Raw genomic sequence first — 17137 nt, 5'->3', positions numbered from 1 at the left:
CTCTTAGTTCGACGAGATTTGCCAAACGGCTACGCCAGCTAGAATGAGGCCGGCGATACCTTCGATGGTCCTGGATATGATATCAAACAGGCGTGGCCGGCTGTCGAAGAAATGCACCAGGCGCTCCCGAAACAGGATCGACAACACCGCCACGCAGGACAGGGTCAGCGCCACGCCGACCATCATGGTAATTGCAAACAGTATGCCGGCGACCGGAACGCCTCTGGATATCGCAAAGGTCATCACGAAAAGCGTCAGCGGGCATGGGATCAGGCCGGCCATCACACCCACAGCCTCGCCTTCATGCTTGTGGTGATGGCCGTGGCTCAATGCGCGCCAGAGCATCCAGGCGCCGATCAGGCCAAGCAACCCGCGGCTGACGTCTTCCAGTAGAGGCGCACGGCCAACACTGCCCAGGGCAATCGACACCAACGGCAACGAGAGCGCCGCGATCAGCACCGCGATCGTCACATGCGTGAAGGAAAGCGTCAGCGACACCAGAAGACCGCGCGAAACCTTTGCATCCGAACCGGCCAAATACGTGGCCAGGACGGCTTTGCTGTGACCCGGCGTCAGGGCATGCGCCGCACCGAACAGCACGCCCATCGGCAGAAAGGCCATGAAGGCCAGCCAGCCGCCGCCGGCCGAAAGCAGTTTGATCTGCTCGGCCAGCGCCAGGTAGATCGTGCGTTGGAACTCGACCAGCGTCTGGAACATGGCCATCGAACCGGCTCCGGGTCAGCTGCACGTCAATTCAAGGCGCGTCGCGAAAATCTTGCCGAGATCGGTCCCCGTCGGGTCACTGAAGAACGCGTCTGTCAGGCTCTTCTGGTTCTGCGCGATGGCCGTGTCCGGATCTGGACGCACGACGGCGCGTGAGCAGCCTTCAGGCAGGCCAGTCACAGCAATCTTTTCGTCGTCGGTAAAATCGATCGCCGTGTAGAAGGTCGGGTCGTAGACGCCGATGCTGACTTTTCCAGCAAGGGTCAGCGGGTCCTTCGGCTGCGTTTCGAACTGGACGACGAGTTGATCGTTTTCATAGCTGACGCTGAACTTCGGCGGTGGCGCCATCGTCACGTCCTTGCCGTTCAAGGTCACCATCTGAAAGTAGTTGTACTCGGCCAACGACGCATGGACGGTGAGAGCGACTTCATCGAGTTCCTTCGCATCAAGGACAAGGTCGGAATTCTTGTCGAATTCCATCAGCACGGTGCTGGAAAAGAGGTCGTCGAAACGCCAGAGATGCCGAAGCGACTTGAGCGTTCTGTCTGGACCGACGGTCAGGTCCAGCGTCGCTTCGGCAAACACATGCGGATGGGCGTTCGCTGCCGCGGCGGAAGCGAGCAACAGCGCCGCGCCTGATACCATGCCTGTCAGTTGCATTTTTCGCTCACATTTCATCGTTTCGGAATCAGGCGGAATGTCTCCCATTGCAAGCAGGCCGAAATGGGACGGGCCGAAATCCTTGCCAGCTATCTCCCTTGCTCACACGGAGGCAGCCAAAAGATCGCCCTTCACCCAATGATTGATTGCGGCGCTACTGCTACTTATCGCCATCGTCTTGGTCTTCGCCCACGATCCGAGCGCGACGAGCCTTCCGCCTTTCAGTGGGGCAGCATTGATCATTGCTGGGGTCATCGCCGGTTTCGTCATCGGAGTGGTCGCGTCACTGTTGGGCGTAGCCGGTGGGGAATTGCTTATCCCGACACTGTCCTGCTCTTTGGGATAGACATAAAACTAGCTGGCAGCATGTCGCTTGCCGTGAGCCTGCCGACGATGATCGTTGGTTTCACCCGCTATTCGCAGGATCTCCTTGGGGTGATCGCGCGCAACAGATCGTTCGTGATCCTTATAGCAATGGGATCGATCGTCGGAACGTCGATTGGCGGCATGTCGCTGGGCATCGTGCCAGAGAAAGTGCTGCTGCCGCTGTTGGCGGCAATCTTTGTCATCTCGGCTTACAAAGTGTGGCGCCATAAGTAGCGTCCTCTCAGTCCTCGGCGATCGAGCTTGCAATAGTGTGTTCGATCCCCCGTTGTCGATCGGCGATGTCAAGTGGACAAGCTGCTTACGACTGCCGGCAATCAATATGTAGAGTTTGGAAACCTGATCTCCATTCCGGTCCTCGCCGATTTTTTCGGCGTCCGTCCGGGCGAAGAAGCGCTGCTCGAATGTCGCGCGGTCGACTTCGAACAGCCTGATGGAGCAGGTCTGCACAACCTTGCCGTTCAAGTGGCTTTGATCACCGCGATCATGGTTCCGGCAGGTAGTCGTTGCCAGTCACCTTCCACCCTTGGAAGGCATCGACGTCATCGACCGGAACAAGCGCTGCGTCACCGGATAGTGGTGTCCATCCACGCGTCTTGGCCACAGCGGCGGTTCGCTCGAAGTCGGGTCCGTGGGCGAGACAGGTCACCTAGTGCGTCGAGGGCGAGGTCTCGGCCTCCATGAAGTGCAGCCTTCATCTCCTCTCCTTCGAGAGTGCGCGCTGTGCTAACCCGCAAGTAAACCTTGCCGCCAGGCCGTGGCCAACTGGCTGGTGCTTATATCTGAGAAAGAAAAGACCTGCGTTTTCTGCCGCAATCCCGTCAGGGACCCCGAAACTGTGCGAAGCCGGTCGCGAGAGCACGTCTTCCCGTTTTGGGCACTCAAGGAGTTCGATGCGGTTCGCGACGTCATCGAGTTCCCGCGGATGGAAGCGAACAGTACGGACGGACTGTCGGCCCAACTCACCGAACAGACGACGATCCGTCGCTTGGACCTCAACAACTTCCTCCTTGGTGACGTTTGCTCGAGGTGTAACAACGGTCGTATGGAGGTCCAGCTTTGCCGCCGAAACCGCTGGCGCGCAGATGAACCCGCCCAACGCCTCGCAAAGCGCGACATGGTTGCGGTGCGCCAAGGTGGCGAACCGGCTGTTCTGGTCCATGTGATTTACCTCTGCTTTCCGGCCGTCGTCTTGGGCCAAGAATTCGCGCGCCTCGCGCAGCATGGCCCAGGCCTGAACGTACGACGCCATGGTCCGCTTGATTACATTCTCTGCCCAGCGCTCGACGGCGGGCGGTGCGATCATGCGCTCGACGAAGCGGCACAAGTTGCGAAACCGGACTTCCCGTCGATGACCTAGCCGGAGGCTCGCTCGAGCCAGCGCTCTTGCTCGGCGAACCGGCCTACCAGCATGTCGATAAACACGCGAACCTTGGCGCTCAGGTGCCGGCGATGGGGATAAAGCGCTTTTATATCAAAACTTTGCGCTCGGTAGTGGGGTAGTAGCGGCACTAGCGCTCCCGAGGCCAATAGGTCCGCCATCAGATACGGGACCGTCAACACCAGACCGATCCCGGCCGCGGCGGCGGCGCGCATCGTTTCGAGGTTGCTGGTGATCAGGTTTCCCGATACGCGCGCCACCACCGGCTTGCCGGCGGCGTCCAAGAAATGCCACTCGTCTGGAGACGGTGGTGCGTATGGGTGGCGCAGACAGTTGTGGCCGGCCAGATCGGCCGGGGATTGCGGTGCCGGATGCTTTTCGAGGTATGCGGGAGCGCCGCAGACAATTGGACTCAAACTCCCGAGGCGTCGTCCGACGAGGGTGGAGTCGGGCGGCGAGAGCGGGCTGATCCCCAAGTCGAACGCCTCCTGCACTAGGTCGATCATCCCGTATCCGATGCGAATATCCACCGACGCCTCAGGATGCCGGGTCAGGAAATCGGTGACTACCGGTGCGACGAACCGGGCGATGCTCTGGTGGCAATAGACGCGGAGCTGGCCGCGTGGGATAGCCTGCAGTGCGCCAGCCGCTTCGTCGGCCTCCTCCAGATCCTGGAGAATCTGTACGCAGCTCTCGTAATAGCCACGGCCAATCTCGGTCAGGCTAATCCGCCGGGTCGTACGGTTCAGCAGTCGCGCGCCAACGGCATTTTCTAGCGCTTGGACCTGGCCGCTGACCGTCGCCTTAGACCGGTTCAGGCGGCGGCCTGCAGCCGAGAAGCCGCCACTCTCAGCGACCCGCACAAATGCCGTGATGCTTGCGAAGCGGTCCATCGGGGTCCCTATTGTCAGGAAATTTCGGACAGCGTGTTCGGGTTGAGCGTGATTGTGTGGCCATGATCTACGCATATCTTGCTTATGAGATGCAAGACCGGCAGCGATGCTAGTCCGCGTTCGGCAATGTGCACTTTCGACCTCACCCAGGACGGCAGCGAGTAACCGAGAAAGACGCAGTGCGTCAGTACTGGCTACGTCATTTCAATTGATCACTTGAATGAAAAGGTAAAGCAGTGACCCATGAAGAAATTCGCGTCGGAATCATCGGTGCGGACACCAGATCAAGTTGGGCGAAGGTCTCGCACATTCCGGCCATCAATGGTCTTCCCGGCCTCAAGCTCGCGGCTGTGGCGACGCGCAACGAGCAGAGCGCACGCGAGGCAGCTAAGGCCTTCGGTGCGGAGCGCTGGTTTTCCGATCCCTTCGAGATGATCCGAGATGAGCGGATTGATCTCGTCACGATCGCTGTCAAGGTGCCCGCACACCGCGAGCTCGTTCTGGCGGCGCTCCATGCTGGCAAAGCGGTCTATTGCGAGGCGCCTCTCGGACGCAGCGTCGCAGAGACTGAGGAGATGGCGCGCGCGGTGGGTTCAAACCACACGGCGATCGGATTGCAAGGCCGGCACAATCCCGCCGCACGACGCGCGGCCGAGTTAGTGTCCTCTGGAAAGATCGGGCGGCCGCTAAGCGCCAGAATCGTCTCGCCAACCTTTGGATTTGGACCAGAAGTCCCCTCGGCGCATGACTTTTTTAATAAGGCATCTTCTGGCGCCAACCTGCTAACCATTTGCGGCGGGCATACGGTCGATGTGGTGGAAGCGGTCCTAGGACAGATTGTCGAGGTTGACGCCCGGACCGAGATTCGCTGGCCCATGGTCAAACTGACAGAGACGGGCGAAGAGAGCGTCCGCGAAACTGCCGACTACGTCGGCGTTATCGGAAAGACGCGCTCCGGCACCGCGTTCACGGCCGATTTCGACGCCGGGGGTCAGGGGGAACAGGTTCGTTTCACATTCGATATCAGGGGATCGGAAGGATGGCTCAGCTTGACCAGCGATCACCCTTATGGCTTCCAGGCGGGGGACCTCAGGCTCGTCTCGAACATCCCATTCGTGGCACCCGACCGAGCCACAGTCACTGGTGGGCTGATGGGGGCGGCGGTAAACGTCGGAGAGATCTATGCTGGTCTTGCCCGTGATCTGCGTGCGGGGACCTACAGCACGCCCGGATTTGGACACGCTGTTCACAACGCCCGTCTCATCGAGGCTGTAAGGCGCGCCGCCGACCGGGGCGAGCGGCAAATCATTCCCAATCGGGAGGAATGACGGTGAATGATTTGACCGGCTGGATCGCGAGGTGACCGGCGCTGCCACATCTACAGGCCTCGGTGCAGAGATCGCCAATGGCAGCGGCCCGTGCAGCGGTCGTCGCGTACTATCGCAACGCCAAGCGGTCGGCAGCACTCTCTTCGACGAAATCGTCCGTAACATGCTGAGCCCGGGCCATATAGCGACCCCAGGGCTTTCGGATTTGTTCAACCAAGAGCAGGAGGCCGCCGCCTTCCGCAACGTTCCTCTCGGCCGTCTCGGAACGCCAGACGAGATGAGCAACAATAACTTGACCCTGCCTTCTTTGACGTTTGACGAACTTGAAACTGCACACCTGACGGCCCGCGATGGCAATTTATAATAAGGGCTTGCCGCATCGAGCATGCCATCCGCATCTTTGACGACCGCCCACAAGTCGGTTGCCTTGACGATTGGCTCGAACGCCGCACGGAACAGCGCAGCCGTTTCCCCTTGATAGCTGTCGTTTGGATTCAAATCCCCTTCGAACATGACCCTAGGGACGGCCGGATCGGTCGTCCAATCCCAACTGAAATTGGCGTCTCCCGACAGTTCACGGCAGATGGCCTCGAACGAAGGCTCAAGGTAGAAGCCACGAGTTCCCATGGGGGCAATCGAGTGCATGAACAATTGGCATTCGGTACCAGTTCCGCGGATCCGACGGTGGCAAAGCCAGCATCTTTGCGATTGCCGTCTTCAGGGCCGGAACAATGTTTCCTGGAAGATTTGGGTCGAGAATGGAGTATCGAAGCCTCGTCGAGGGCGTGGCGGCTTGGGCGCTGGCGACACCGGATAGAACCGCAGCTGTAGCACCAGCCCGCAGCAGCGAACGGCGCGTTAGGGGATATCGAATGATTTCACGATGGAACTCCGCCTAGATTTGCACGAATGGCCATGGTCCGTCATAAGCTGGGGGGCTCGTCGCCAGGTCCCACCAGACAATATGCGTATAGATCTGCCCCGCGCCAAAGTCCTCGATATGCACGACCGCTTCGCCATCGGCCTCCTGCCACGTGACCAAGTAGACGCTGTGCCCAGGTCCTTTATCAGCGTTGTTACCGTTTCGGACCCGGTCTCATTGCCGCTCGAGTCAATTGACCAGTGGGTCACCGATGTTTCTGATTCTAAATAGAGATGCACATGAAACTTGCTGAAGTGGACGTCATATAGCTTCCAGTGTTCTTCGAACTCAGACATAGGGGAGGCCGCCGATCATGGAGGAGACCGATCATTGCGGGCTGCTTCCGCAGAACGCCTATGAGGCGCATCTCGCGGAAAGCTACGCCAGTCGTCCGAGGTCGAAAGGATCCTATGGTCCGTCTCTGGCGCAAGGGGTAAGATCACCGCCACCTTTGCTGAGGCGTAGCGATCGTCTGCGACATGGCGTCTCCGACAAAGGCAGGTCCGAATCTGTAGCGGCCATGGAGCGATCTATGCCAAAGAAGGGTGACGGAGCTAAGGAGGCAATTTTCGGCCTGTCTGTTGACATCGCCGAAGGCAGGAAGGCCGAAGAATGGCCCAGATTCGTGGCACAGCTGCAGGCGATTCTAAACGTGCTTCCGGCATATACCTGGTACGCGGCTCCGTCCGGTGCCCTCACTTTTGTGAACAAACGAACTGCGGATTATCTTGGTGTTCCGCAAGATCATCCCCTACGTTTCGGCATCGGCACTGACGCACGGTGGGACGACTGGATCCCGTTATTGCATCCGGACGACCACGAAGAATCACGCAAATACTGGTCAATCTGTCTGCGCACGGGCGAAGGTGGTGAGCATAGTTATCGAGTTCGTAGCGCTCAAGGAGACTACCGCTGGTTCCTCACTCGCTTCGAACCGCTTCGGGCAAGCGATGGAACTCTACTGCTATGGCTTGGGGCGACTATGGATATTGAAGAGTTCAAGCGCGCCGAGGAAGGGCTGCGGGAGAGCGAATACAAGCTCCGTCAAATCTTCGAAACGGTACCAGCCTTCCTCTGGTCAACGGATCCCGCCGGCGAACCGACGCACATGAACCAGCGCCTCCTAGATTACAGCGGGATGCGATTTGAGGGGTTCAAGCGCCTTGGCTGGGAAGTGCTTGTCCACCCGGATGACTTTCCAGAAACCGCGAGGGCTTTCTATCAAGCCATTCACGCTGGAACGCCGAACCAATGGGTGACGCGCTTACGCCGAGCGGACGGCGAGTTCCGTTGGCATCAATTCAGGATTGAGCCTCTGCGGGATCAGCAAGGCCGCATCGTCCAGTGGTACGGTGTGACGGTTGATGTCGATGAAGGCAAGAAGGCCGAAGAGCGACCCAGATTCGAGGCCCAGCTACGGACCATCCTAAATGTGCTTCCGGCGCTTACCTGGTACGCGCCTCCATCAGGCGGCCTTACCTTTGTGAGTAAACGACAAGGGGATTTCCTTGGTCTTCCGAAGGATCATCCCTTGCGTTTCGGCATCGACATCGGTGTACCGTGGGACGCCCATATCCCGTTTTTGCACCCCGACGACCAGGAAAAGGGCCGCAAATATTGGTCGAACAGTCTGCGCACGGGCGAGGGCTATGAGCACAGCTATCGTGTCCGCGACGCTCAAGGAAACTACCGCTGGCTGCTCACTCGCACCGAACCCCTTCGGGCCAGCGATGGAACGCTGCAGCTTTGGGTCGGGGCGACTCTGGATATTGAAGAGCTCATGCGCGCCGAGGAAGGATTGCGGGAGAGCGAGGCGAAGTTCCGCGACTACGCCGAGACCGCCTCCGATTGGTTTTGGGAAATCGGTCCTGACTACAAGTTCACGCTGCTGACCGAGAATGCGTTTGGTTCGTACGCGGCTGACCGAATGGGCACGGGATGCTGGGATCACGCGCTCGATCTTGAAACGGAGCCGGAGAAGTGGCGGCTTATCCAGGCAACTCTCGATTCACGCAAACCGTTCCGCGACTTCGTATATAGCTCCGCTCGCCGTAACGGCTCTCCCATCTATGTGAAAGCCAGCGGCAAGCCAGTGTTTGACGCCGAGGGAGAATTCCGTGGCTATCGCGGCACCGGCACCGACGTGACAGCACTCATGCGCGCCCAGGCAGAGCGCGAGAGGCTGCGTCAGCTGGAGTCAGATCTCGCGCACATGAACCGCCTGAGCGTAATGGGAGAACTGACTGCTTCGCTGGCTCACGAAATCACGCAGCCGGTTGCCGCGGCACGCAACAACGCCCGTGCGGCCATGCACTTTCTGGACAGAAATCCACCGGATCTGGGCGAAATCCGGGAAGCGCTCGCCTCTATCGTGGGCGACGCCGATCGAGCGGGAAACATCGTCGACAGGATCCGTGATCAAATCAAGAAAGCGCCTCCGCGAAAGCATCTTTTTGATCTCAATGAAGCGATCAACGAGTTGATTCTGTTGGCGGGAAGTGCGGTCACCGAGAATGGAGTCTCGGTCCGAACCCGCCTCGCGGAGGGGCTGTCTCCCGTCGAGGGGGATCGTGTTCAACTGCAGCAAGTCGTGCTGAACCTGATCCTGAACGCTGTCGAAGCCATGAGTACGCTCCAGGCCGGGCTACGGGAGATGTCGATCAGCACGGAGCAAGCGCAGACCGGTGGCGTTCTCGTGTCTGTGCGCGATTCAGGTCCGGGCATTGATCCGGACCATCTCGATACAGTTTTCGAGGCTTTCTACACCACGAAGTCCAGCGGCGTCGGGATGGGGCTGTCGATCTGCCGGTCGATCATTGATGCCCATAGGGGCCACCTATGGGCCGATACGAATGAGCCTCGCGGCGCTGTTTTTCAGTTCATCTTGCCAACCGCGGAACAGGAAGTCACAAATTCTTTTCCGGAAGCTCAGCAGGCAAGAGAGCGGCACGAGGACACCGTATAGTATCGTGCTTTTATTCGGGGTGGTAGGTCGCACCCAGAAAGCATCGGGATATCAAACAAAAAATCGGATGGCGGGCTGGAACCCGCCACCCCTTTGAGCCCCGATCGAGGACTATTGCATTTTGTGCAGGGCATTCACGACCGGGCAGAACTCTTCGAGACGCGTGGAGGGGTCATTGCAAAGCCTGACCACTTCCTCCTCCTTTTCCTTGGGCATCGACTTGCCGCCTTCAATTCAAGCATTGGCCTCAACGTCTTCAGATTCGAATCATGTAAAACGGCGCAGTGGTGGCAGATTCATCGAGCGCGCCGGCGAGTGCGGCGCTGCCAATAGCAGAAAAAGCAAATGCAGCAGCAAGGCTGATGGCTTTGGAGTTCGTGGTCTGGTCCTTCTCTCTCGGGTTAAGCGGTCATCCCATCGACGGCCGCGCTGGTAATTGGGTGATCGCTCGCCTGCCGGATCGACACCCTCTGGTTCGACGGTGAAGGCCAGCATTGAGAGGCAATCCTGTGGCACCATCACGGCGGTGTGGCGCCATAGGCGGTGAGCTAGCCTAGGCTGCCCGCTCAAAGGGTCAGTAGTGCATTTGCATATCCATCGGGCCGGCAGGCGGCATCATTGAGCCGTTCAGGTTGGCCATGATCACAAGGGAACCGGCCATCACCAGGAACACGATGAGCACGCCAAAGGCGAGCGCGAGCACGTTGTTGGTGTTGTCCGGGCCGGTCGTGAGGTGCAGGAAGAACACCAGGTGGACACCCATCTGGGCAATCGCGAGGACGGCAAGGCCGAGAGGAATTCCGGCTGCCCAGAGCAGTGATGTGTTGGCCACCCAGAACGACAGGCCTGTCAGTATCACCGCCAGAAGCAGGCCAATGGTGTAGACGAGCACCCCGGAGGAGATTGGCTCATCCTTGTCGGTCAATATCGACCGGTCGCCGGGAGCGCGATCGTAACGTGTTGCAGTCATGGAGCGATTCCCATCAAATAGACCACCGTGAACAGCCCAATCCAGATGATGTCGAGCGCATGCCAGAAGAGTGAAAAGCACTGCAGCCGACGCAGTACGGGTGCCTGAAGCCCTTTCACCGCGACCTGCGCCATCATCACCCCCAGCCAGATCAGACCGGCGGCGACATGAATTCCGTGACAGCCAACGAGGGCGAAGAACGATGAGAGAAATGCGCTGCGTTGGGGGCTCGCGCCATGTGCGATCATGTCGGCGAATTCGCGCATCTCCAGAGCGAGGAACGCAGCGCCGAGCGCGAAGGTGAGCAAGGCAGCCAGATATGTGCCGTGGCGGCGTCGCGAGTTGACCGCCAATGCCATCAGCCCGCATGTGTAGCTGGACGCCAGAAGACAAGCGGTTTCGATGGCGACCCTACCCTGACTGAATAACTCGGCGCCGGTCGGTCCGCCCGCGGTGGCATGCCGCAACACTGCGTAGCCGGCAAAGAGCGCCGAGAACATGACGATGTCGCTCAGCAGGAAGATCCAGAAGCCGTAAGCAACGACAACGCGCTTTGGCGCCGGGCCGGCTTCGCTCGCGCTCGGCAAAGGTTTACCAGCCTCAACGGCAACGGTGACGTTCATATCGCCACCCCCGCCCGGTAAAGCCGATCGAATTGGGCGAGCTGCATTGCCGGCACCTCGGTTTCGTCCCCATCGCGAAAGGCGAAGATGAGTATCGTCAGGAACGTGCCGAATAGTCCCAGCCCGGCCATCCACCAGATGTGCCAGATCAGGGCGAAACCTATGACGACGGCAAAGAAGGCGTTGACGAACCCGACTGGGCTGTTCTTTGGCATTTCAATCGGCTCGTACTGGGGCGGTGGCTCGGGTTGAGCCTGCTGTTCGCCGGCGCGTTGTTTCGTGACCCAGTAGGTGTCCCGCTCGGCCACCTGCGGCAGGACCGCAAAGTTCCAGGCCGGCGGCGGCGAGGCCGTGGACCATTCCAGCGTGCGGCCATTCCAAGGATCGCCGGTCACGCGAAGCAGGTCGCGGTCGCGGATCGAGACAACCAGCTGCACGATCTGGCAGGCAATCCCGCCCAGAATGATCACGGTGCCGATCGTCGCCACGACCAGCCATGGCTGCCAGGCGACATTGTCATAGTGCTGCATGCGCCGGGTCATGCCCATCAGGCCCAGCACGTAGAGCGGCATGAAGGCGACGTAGAAGCCGATCAGCCAACACCAGAACGATGCCCTGCCCCAGCGCTCGTCGAGCTTGAAGCCGAATGCCTTGGGGAACCAATAATTGTAGCCCGCCATGACGCCGAACACGACGCCGCCGATAATGACGTTGTGGAAATGCGCGACTAGGAAGAGACTGTTGTGGAGCTGGAAATCGGCCGGAGGCACTGCCATCAACACGCCGGTCATGCCGCCAATGACGAAGGTCACCATAAATCCCACCGACCACAGGATCGGCACCTCGAAGCGGATGCGCCCGCCGTACATCGTGAACAGCCAGTTGAAGACTTTCACGCCTGTCGGCACGGCGATGATCATGGTCATGACGCCGAAGAAGCCGTTGACGTCGGCGCTCGCGCCCATCGTGAAAAAGTGATGCAGCCAGACGAGGAAGGAGAGGATGCAAATCGCCATTGTAGCAGCCACCATGGAGCGATAGCCGAACAGCGGCTTGCCCGAGAAAGTTGCGACGACTTCCGAAAAGATGCCGAACGGCGGAAGGATCAGGATGTAGACTTCCGGATGACCCCAGACCCAGAACAGGTTGACGTACATCATCGCATTGCCCTGTCCGTCGACCGTGAAGAAGTGGAAGCCGAGATACCGGTCGAGCAGCAGCATCGCCAAGGTGGCGGTCAGAACCGGAAAGGCCGCGACAATGAGAAAGTTGGCCGCAAGCGAAGTCCAGCAGAAGACGGGCATGCGCATGTAGCCCATTCCCGGTGCCCGCAGTTTCAGGATTGTGGTGACGAAATTGATCCCGGTCAGGAGAGTGCCGACGCCCGAGATCTGCAGCGACCACAGATAGTAATCGACGCCGACGCCGGGCGAGAATTGCAGCTCGCTGAGTGGCGGATAGGCGATCCATCCCGTCTTGGCGAATTCACCGACAACCAGGGAGACGTTGATCAGCAGGACGCCCGAGGCGGTCAACCAGAAGCTCACCGAGTTCAGCGTCGGAAAAGCAACATCGCGGACGCCAAGCTGCAGCGGCAGGACGAAGTTCATCAGGCCAATGACGAACGGCATCGCCACGAAGAAGATCATGATGGTGCCGTGTGCCGAGAAGACCTGATCGAAATGCTCCGGCGGCAGATACCCTTGGGAGCCGCCGGCAGCGACGGCCTGCTGCGCCCGCATCATAATCGCGTCGGAAAATCCGCGCAGCAGCATGACCAGCGCCAGCAGGAAGTACATGACGCCAATCCGCTTGTGGTCGACGGACGTGATCCATTCGCGCCACAGATAGGGGACATATCCTTTCAGCGTGACCCATGACAGGATGCCGACGATGGCCAGGACCATGAAGGCCCCTGCCCCCATGATGATCGGCTGGTCGAATGGGATGGCGCTCCAGTCGAGCTTGCCGAGCAGGTTCATTTGTCTGTCCTCTGTGACGTCAGAACTGCGAGCCGCGCCGGATCATTCGGCTGCGCAGCAAAGCTCTGGATGTGATTGAACAGGTCGGGAGCGACGTCGCGGTAGGTGAAAGGCGATACGGCTTCGCTTGGCCTGGCCAGATCGGCATAGGCTTGTGCGTCGAGCATCGGGCCGGCGTCGCGCGTTGCGTTCACCCACTGCGAGAAGGCCGCGGCTGGCACCGCATCAACGGCAAACCGCATGTCGGCGAAACCCTCGCCGCTATACTGGGCCGACAGCCCTCGATAGGTTCCAGGATGGTCGGCCTGCAAGTGAAGATGCGTTGCCATTCCCGCCATGGTGTAGATTTGGCCGCCGAGCTGCGGGACGAAGAAGCTGTTCATCACGCCCGAGGAGGTCAGTTCGAAGCTGACCGGAGTACCAGCCGGGATGGTCAATCGATTGACGCTTGCGATGCCCTGGTCGGGATAGATGAACAGCCATTTCCAGTCGAGCGAGACCACCTGAACCCTGACAGGGTCGACGGCGGAAGCAATTGGCTTGCGCGGATCGAGGTCATGCGCGCCGACCCAGGCAACGCCACCAACCAGCAGCACCGTCATGGCAGGGATCGACCAGACGAGCAGTTCGAGACGACCCGAATACTCGAAATCGGGCAAGTAGCGAGCGCGCCCATTCGAGGACCGAAACCAAAAGGCGACACCGAGTGTGGCGAGGATCGTTGGGATCACGATCGCCAGCATGATGCCGAGCGAGTTGAACAGAACCAGTCGTTCGGCGGCGGCAACAGGTCCTTGCGGACTGAGAACACCTTCCGAACAGCCCGCGAGCGTCACTACACCGATCAAGCTGGTAGCGAGCAACCTGAGCCGCATATCAAACCTCATCTGTGCCGGTGGTGATTGAAATGCCTGCGGCTCGGGCTGCATTGGGCAGAGCTTCGGCGTGGACAGTCCGGGAACTGAACACAGGCGTGGAGCGCTGCGGCTGATCGGCGTGGTCGATCAGGACCGCTGCAAACAACACGAACAAATAGAAAATGGAGAAAGCGAACAGACGGCGTGGAGCGCGGCGGTCGGCCTCGTCGCTTATGCGCAACTGGATCGCGAGCACGACAAGTTTTGCTCCGCATCCGATGGCTGCCGCAGCGTAGATTGGGCCGGCAAACCCGAGCGCCCAGGGCAGCACGGAAGCCGCAGACAAGAGCGCGCAGTAGATCAGGATCTGCCGCGTCGTTGCGGCGCGCCCTGCAACGACGGGCAGCATTGGTACGCCGGCACCGGCATACTCATCCGTGCGGTTGAGGGCCAGTGCCCAGAAATGGGGCGGCGTCCAGAGGAAGATGATGAGGAACAGGACCAGCGGCTCGATCCCGATTTGGCCAGTCGCAGCTGCCCAGCCAATGACCGGCGGAAGTGCGCCGGCAGCGCCGCCGATGACGATATTCTGTGGCGTGAGCCGCTTCAGCCACGCCGTGTACACAATGACGTAGAAGAGGATTGCGAGCGCGAGCAGTGTGCCCGCTGCGACGTTGGTCGCCAGGGCAAGTACCGCGATCGCAGCCATCGCAAGAACAATCCCGAATACGAGAGCTTCGATCGGCAACACCTTGCCGCGTGGGATTGGCCGCTTCGCAGTACGCGCCATGACGGCGTCAATATCGGCGTCGTACCACATATTGAGCACTGCGGCGGCGCCGGCCCCCGCAGCGATCGCGAGAACTGCGACGAACGCGTTGAGGGGATGCAGGTCAACCGGGGCGATAACCAATCCAACGAACGCGGTGAAGACAGCAAGCACCATCACTCGTGGCTTCATGAGCATGCAGAAATCAATTGCACGGGTGTGCAATAGACCGGCCTCGCCCCGAGTCTGGCTAAACTGATAAGCAATGGTCTTGACGCTCATTTCTGCTGCTCCGAGTTCATTCGAATAAAGGCCATTGAAGCGTCGTCATCGAGGTCGTCACTATTCCTCGAGCTTGCATCTTCTAGGGGAGTTATGCTTGTACGGTGCTGCTGAACCGGTACCGATCATGCTCAAAGATTGGGTTGCAATTCTGCCTTACCCCTCAGAGAGGTGAATTCCTCAGCAAGACAGGCGCATCCAATTCACGTCTCGGGGAAGCCTCCTCGCTTCGGTCATACGGGTCAGCACGATCACGATCCGAGCGGACACTGACGTGAAGCCCTACGCGCAGTTCGATAAATGGTTGGCCTGGCGACAGCATCGCCTGCAGCCGCAGGGCCGCATTTGCCTGTTCGACACGACGATGCCGGGTCACAGGAAGTTTTCCCTCACCATTTCCCAAACATCCCCTCCCCGACCGTGCAAAACGGCGCGAGCTGAATAAAGCGCCATGCCAACTGCTGGTGCCGCGGCCATGAATGGTGGCATGACCAGCTGCAATGGACTGACGTGCACGTGCAGCAGCGCGGGCCCCGGTTGCGCAAGCCAGTCTTTGACGCTCGCTTCAAGGTCGTCGGCCTTGGAAACCGTTTGGCCCCAGAGGCCCAACGCTCGCCCAACTTCGGCAAAGTTCGGGTTTTTTAGCCGCGTGAATGTATCGAGCATCCCCTCGGCCTTCTGCTCGATCTCCACGAAGCCGAGCTTGCCGTTGTCATACACCGCAATCTTGATCGGCAATTCCTCCTGCACCACGGTCATCAGGTCCCCGAAAAGCATTGAGAGCCCGCCATCGCCGGCCAGACAGATGACCTGGCGGCCTGGCTGAGACTTCTGCAGCCCAAGGGCCGATGGCAAACCGCCAGCCATAGTTCCATGCAGCAGACTGGCGAACGTGCGGCGCCGACCATTGGTTTCGATGTAGCGAACAAGCCAAGCGGCCGGTGTGCCATCGTCCGCAGAAAATACCGCGTCCTTCGCGGCATGGCGGTTGATCGCCTCGGTGAGGTAGGTTCCAGGAATACACCCACCGTGACCCGCGACAGCCTTTGTCTTTTCCGATTGCCTGGCTTTGGCATAGCGCCGCACGTATTGGTCACGGAAGGAGGCGTCAGTGCGTTCCCCCAGCTTCGGCAGCAACGCTTCCAGGGTTGTTTTCACGTCGCCGACAACACCTTTTGTGACCGGATGCCGTCGGCCGAGATGTGTCGGGTCGATATCGACTTGCACAATCTTCGCCTTGTCGGGATAGAATTGCCGCCACGCAAAATCGGCCCCCAGAAGCAGCAGCGTGTCGCAGTTGAGCAAGGCGTGATAGCCGGCCTCATTGCCAAGCATCCCGGTCATGCCGATGTTGTAGGGATTGTCGAACTCCAGGAAGTCCTTCCCGCGCGAGGTATGAGCGATCGGGGCCTTCAGCCTCTCGGCAACGGCGAGGATTTCCTGATGCGCCCCCTGGCAGCCGGATCCGCCATAAATGGCAAGGTTCCCGCTTTTGTTGAGTATCCCTGCGATTTCGTCGAGATCAGCATCACTCGGACGAACAACGGGCTCTGAAACGTGAACTGCGTACGGAATGTCATCGTGCACCGTTGAGGCGGAAACGTCCGCCGGGACGATGAGAACGGCGACACCCCGCTTCGACAAGGCGGTTTGGCAGGCGATAACGGTTTTGCGTCGCGCCTGCTCCGCCGTGTAGATCATGTCACAGAAGACGCTGCAGCTTTTGTAGATCTGCTTGAAATCGACCTCCTGGACGAAATCGAAGCCCAACTCATCGCGAATGATCTGGCTTGCGATGAGAATGACCGGCGCGCGGTTTCGGTTTGCTTCAAAAATCCCGTTGATGAAATGCAGGCTGCCAGGGCCGCAACTTCCGGCGACAGCCGTCAAGTGACCCGTAAGTTGTGCTTCGGCCTGTGCCGCGAAAGCCCCGGCCTCCTCGTGTCTCACTGACACCCACTCGATCTTGCTTCGCTCGAGCGAACGCGCGATCAGATTGAGCGTGTCGCCCACGATGCCGTAACAATGTTCGACGCCTGCGCTCTGCAGCGTTTCAACGATGATATCTGCTACCTGCTTGCTCATGCCGCCTAACACCTAGATCGTTTCAGGGTCTCAACATGTGGCTTCCCTGCTGGCTGATCTTGGTTGGGACTGCGAGGACTTGTATCGGATTGCCGCGATAGTTCGGCGAATTGTCCCCGCTCGTCCCTTCATCATCTTTCTCGTGAAATTACAGCGGAGGCTTTTGCCCGCTAAGAAAAGCCGAGCTTCGCCAGGCCGGCCCGGATCTCTGGACAGCTCATGAACAGTTGCCACAGGAGCCCGCTCCGGTAGTTCTCGATCATGACCACGATCGGCCCCTGATCGATGGCGAGATAGGAGTCCGCGTACCAAT

General features: G+C 59.5%; 15 protein-coding genes and 1 pseudogene. 5 read left to right on the top strand and 11 right to left on the bottom strand.

Features of this window, described 5'->3' with window-relative positions:
• Positions 1-3 precede the first annotated feature (3 nt).
• On the bottom strand, positions 4-717 hold the full coding sequence (locus NKJ94_RS33030; RefSeq protein WP_352531449.1) for a HoxN/HupN/NixA family nickel/cobalt transporter: 714 nt from the start codon (positions 715-717) through the stop codon (positions 4-6).
• Between the two features lie 21 nt (positions 718-738).
• Positions 739-1383, bottom strand: coding sequence for a DUF1007 family protein (locus NKJ94_RS33025; RefSeq protein ID WP_502900761.1), 645 nt, complete (start codon positions 1381-1383; stop codon positions 739-741).
• Between the two features lie 142 nt (positions 1384-1525).
• Here NKJ94_RS33025 and NKJ94_RS33020 point away from each other — a divergent pair.
• Positions 1526-1983 (top strand): annotated as a pseudogene (locus tag NKJ94_RS33020) (TSUP family transporter); the annotation flags it as partial.
• Between the two features lie 541 nt (positions 1984-2524).
• Complete coding sequence (locus NKJ94_RS33015; RefSeq protein WP_352531423.1) at positions 2525-3127, top strand: hypothetical protein; 603 nt, start codon at positions 2525-2527, stop codon at positions 3125-3127.
• Here NKJ94_RS33015 and NKJ94_RS33010 read toward each other — a convergent pair.
• Positions 3124-4041 (bottom strand): LysR family transcriptional regulator, encoded by a 918-nt coding sequence (locus tag NKJ94_RS33010; protein WP_352531421.1) that lies wholly within the window; start codon positions 4039-4041, stop codon positions 3124-3126. The two genes, NKJ94_RS33015 and NKJ94_RS33010, sit on opposite strands and share 4 nt — an antisense overlap.
• 236 nt (positions 4042-4277) lie before the next feature.
• On the opposite strand from NKJ94_RS33010, the gene NKJ94_RS33005 reads away from it, so the two are divergent.
• Together NKJ94_RS33005 and NKJ94_RS33000 are read left to right on the top strand one after the other, a co-directional pair.
• On the top strand, positions 4278-5369 hold the full coding sequence (locus NKJ94_RS33005) for a Gfo/Idh/MocA family protein (protein ID WP_352531419.1): 1092 nt from the start codon (positions 4278-4280) through the stop codon (positions 5367-5369).
• Between the two features lie 31 nt (positions 5370-5400).
• Positions 5401-5733, top strand: a complete 333-nt coding sequence (locus tag NKJ94_RS33000) for an SDR family oxidoreductase (protein WP_352531417.1) — start codon at positions 5401-5403, stop codon at positions 5731-5733.
• A gap of 531 nt (positions 5734-6264) precedes the next feature.
• Here NKJ94_RS33000 and NKJ94_RS37685 read toward each other — a convergent pair.
• The gene (locus NKJ94_RS37685; protein WP_502896238.1) at positions 6265-6411 is read right to left on the bottom strand and encodes a MoaF-related domain-containing protein; all 147 of its coding nucleotides are present in this window, start codon (positions 6409-6411) and stop codon (positions 6265-6267) included.
• 412 nt (positions 6412-6823) lie between these two features.
• On the opposite strand from NKJ94_RS37685, the gene NKJ94_RS32995 reads away from it, so the two are divergent.
• Positions 6824-9256: a PAS domain-containing sensor histidine kinase gene (locus NKJ94_RS32995; protein WP_352531415.1), complete on the top strand. Its 2433-nt coding sequence runs from the start codon at positions 6824-6826 to the stop codon at positions 9254-9256.
• 574 nt (positions 9257-9830) lie between these two features.
• Here the strand turns inward: NKJ94_RS32995 and cyoD are convergent.
• The 7 genes from cyoD to NKJ94_RS32960 form a co-directional block, all read right to left on the bottom strand.
• Entirely contained in the window at positions 9831-10226 is a 396-nt protein-coding gene (gene cyoD / locus NKJ94_RS32990; RefSeq protein WP_352531413.1) for a cytochrome o ubiquinol oxidase subunit IV, read from the bottom strand.
• Positions 10223-10849 carry a cytochrome o ubiquinol oxidase subunit III gene (gene cyoC / locus NKJ94_RS32985; protein ID WP_352531411.1) on the bottom strand — a complete coding sequence of 209 codons (627 nt, stop codon included), beginning with the start codon at positions 10847-10849 and terminating at the stop codon, positions 10223-10225. Before cyoC ends, cyoD begins: the two co-directional genes overlap by 4 nt.
• Positions 10846-12825 (bottom strand): cytochrome o ubiquinol oxidase subunit I, encoded by a 1980-nt coding sequence (gene cyoB, locus NKJ94_RS32980; RefSeq protein WP_352531445.1) that lies wholly within the window; start codon positions 12823-12825, stop codon positions 10846-10848. The genes cyoC and cyoB overlap by 4 nt, the downstream gene beginning before the upstream one ends.
• Before the next feature lie 2 nt (positions 12826-12827).
• Entirely contained in the window at positions 12828-13706 is an 879-nt protein-coding gene (gene cyoA / locus NKJ94_RS32975) for a ubiquinol oxidase subunit II (RefSeq protein ID WP_352531409.1), read from the bottom strand.
• Position 13707: 1 nt separating this feature from the next.
• On the bottom strand, positions 13708-14739 hold the full coding sequence (locus tag NKJ94_RS32970) for a heme o synthase (RefSeq protein ID WP_352531407.1): 1032 nt from the start codon (positions 14737-14739) through the stop codon (positions 13708-13710).
• Positions 14740-15111: 372 nt separating this feature from the next.
• Positions 15112-16824, bottom strand: coding sequence for a thiamine pyrophosphate-dependent enzyme (locus NKJ94_RS32965; protein ID WP_352531405.1), 1713 nt, complete (start codon positions 16822-16824; stop codon positions 15112-15114).
• Positions 16825-16994: 170 nt separating this feature from the next.
• The coding region (locus tag NKJ94_RS32960) for a glucoamylase family protein (protein ID WP_352531443.1) at positions 16995-17137 on the bottom strand (143 nt) is incomplete at its 5' end.

This window comes from Mesorhizobium sp. M0060 (assembly GCF_040323155.1).
Classification (GTDB): domain Bacteria; phylum Pseudomonadota; class Alphaproteobacteria; order Rhizobiales; family Rhizobiaceae; genus Mesorhizobium.
Note: the sequence above shows the minus strand (reverse complement) of the source record. Positions and strands in the feature narration are given on the sequence as shown.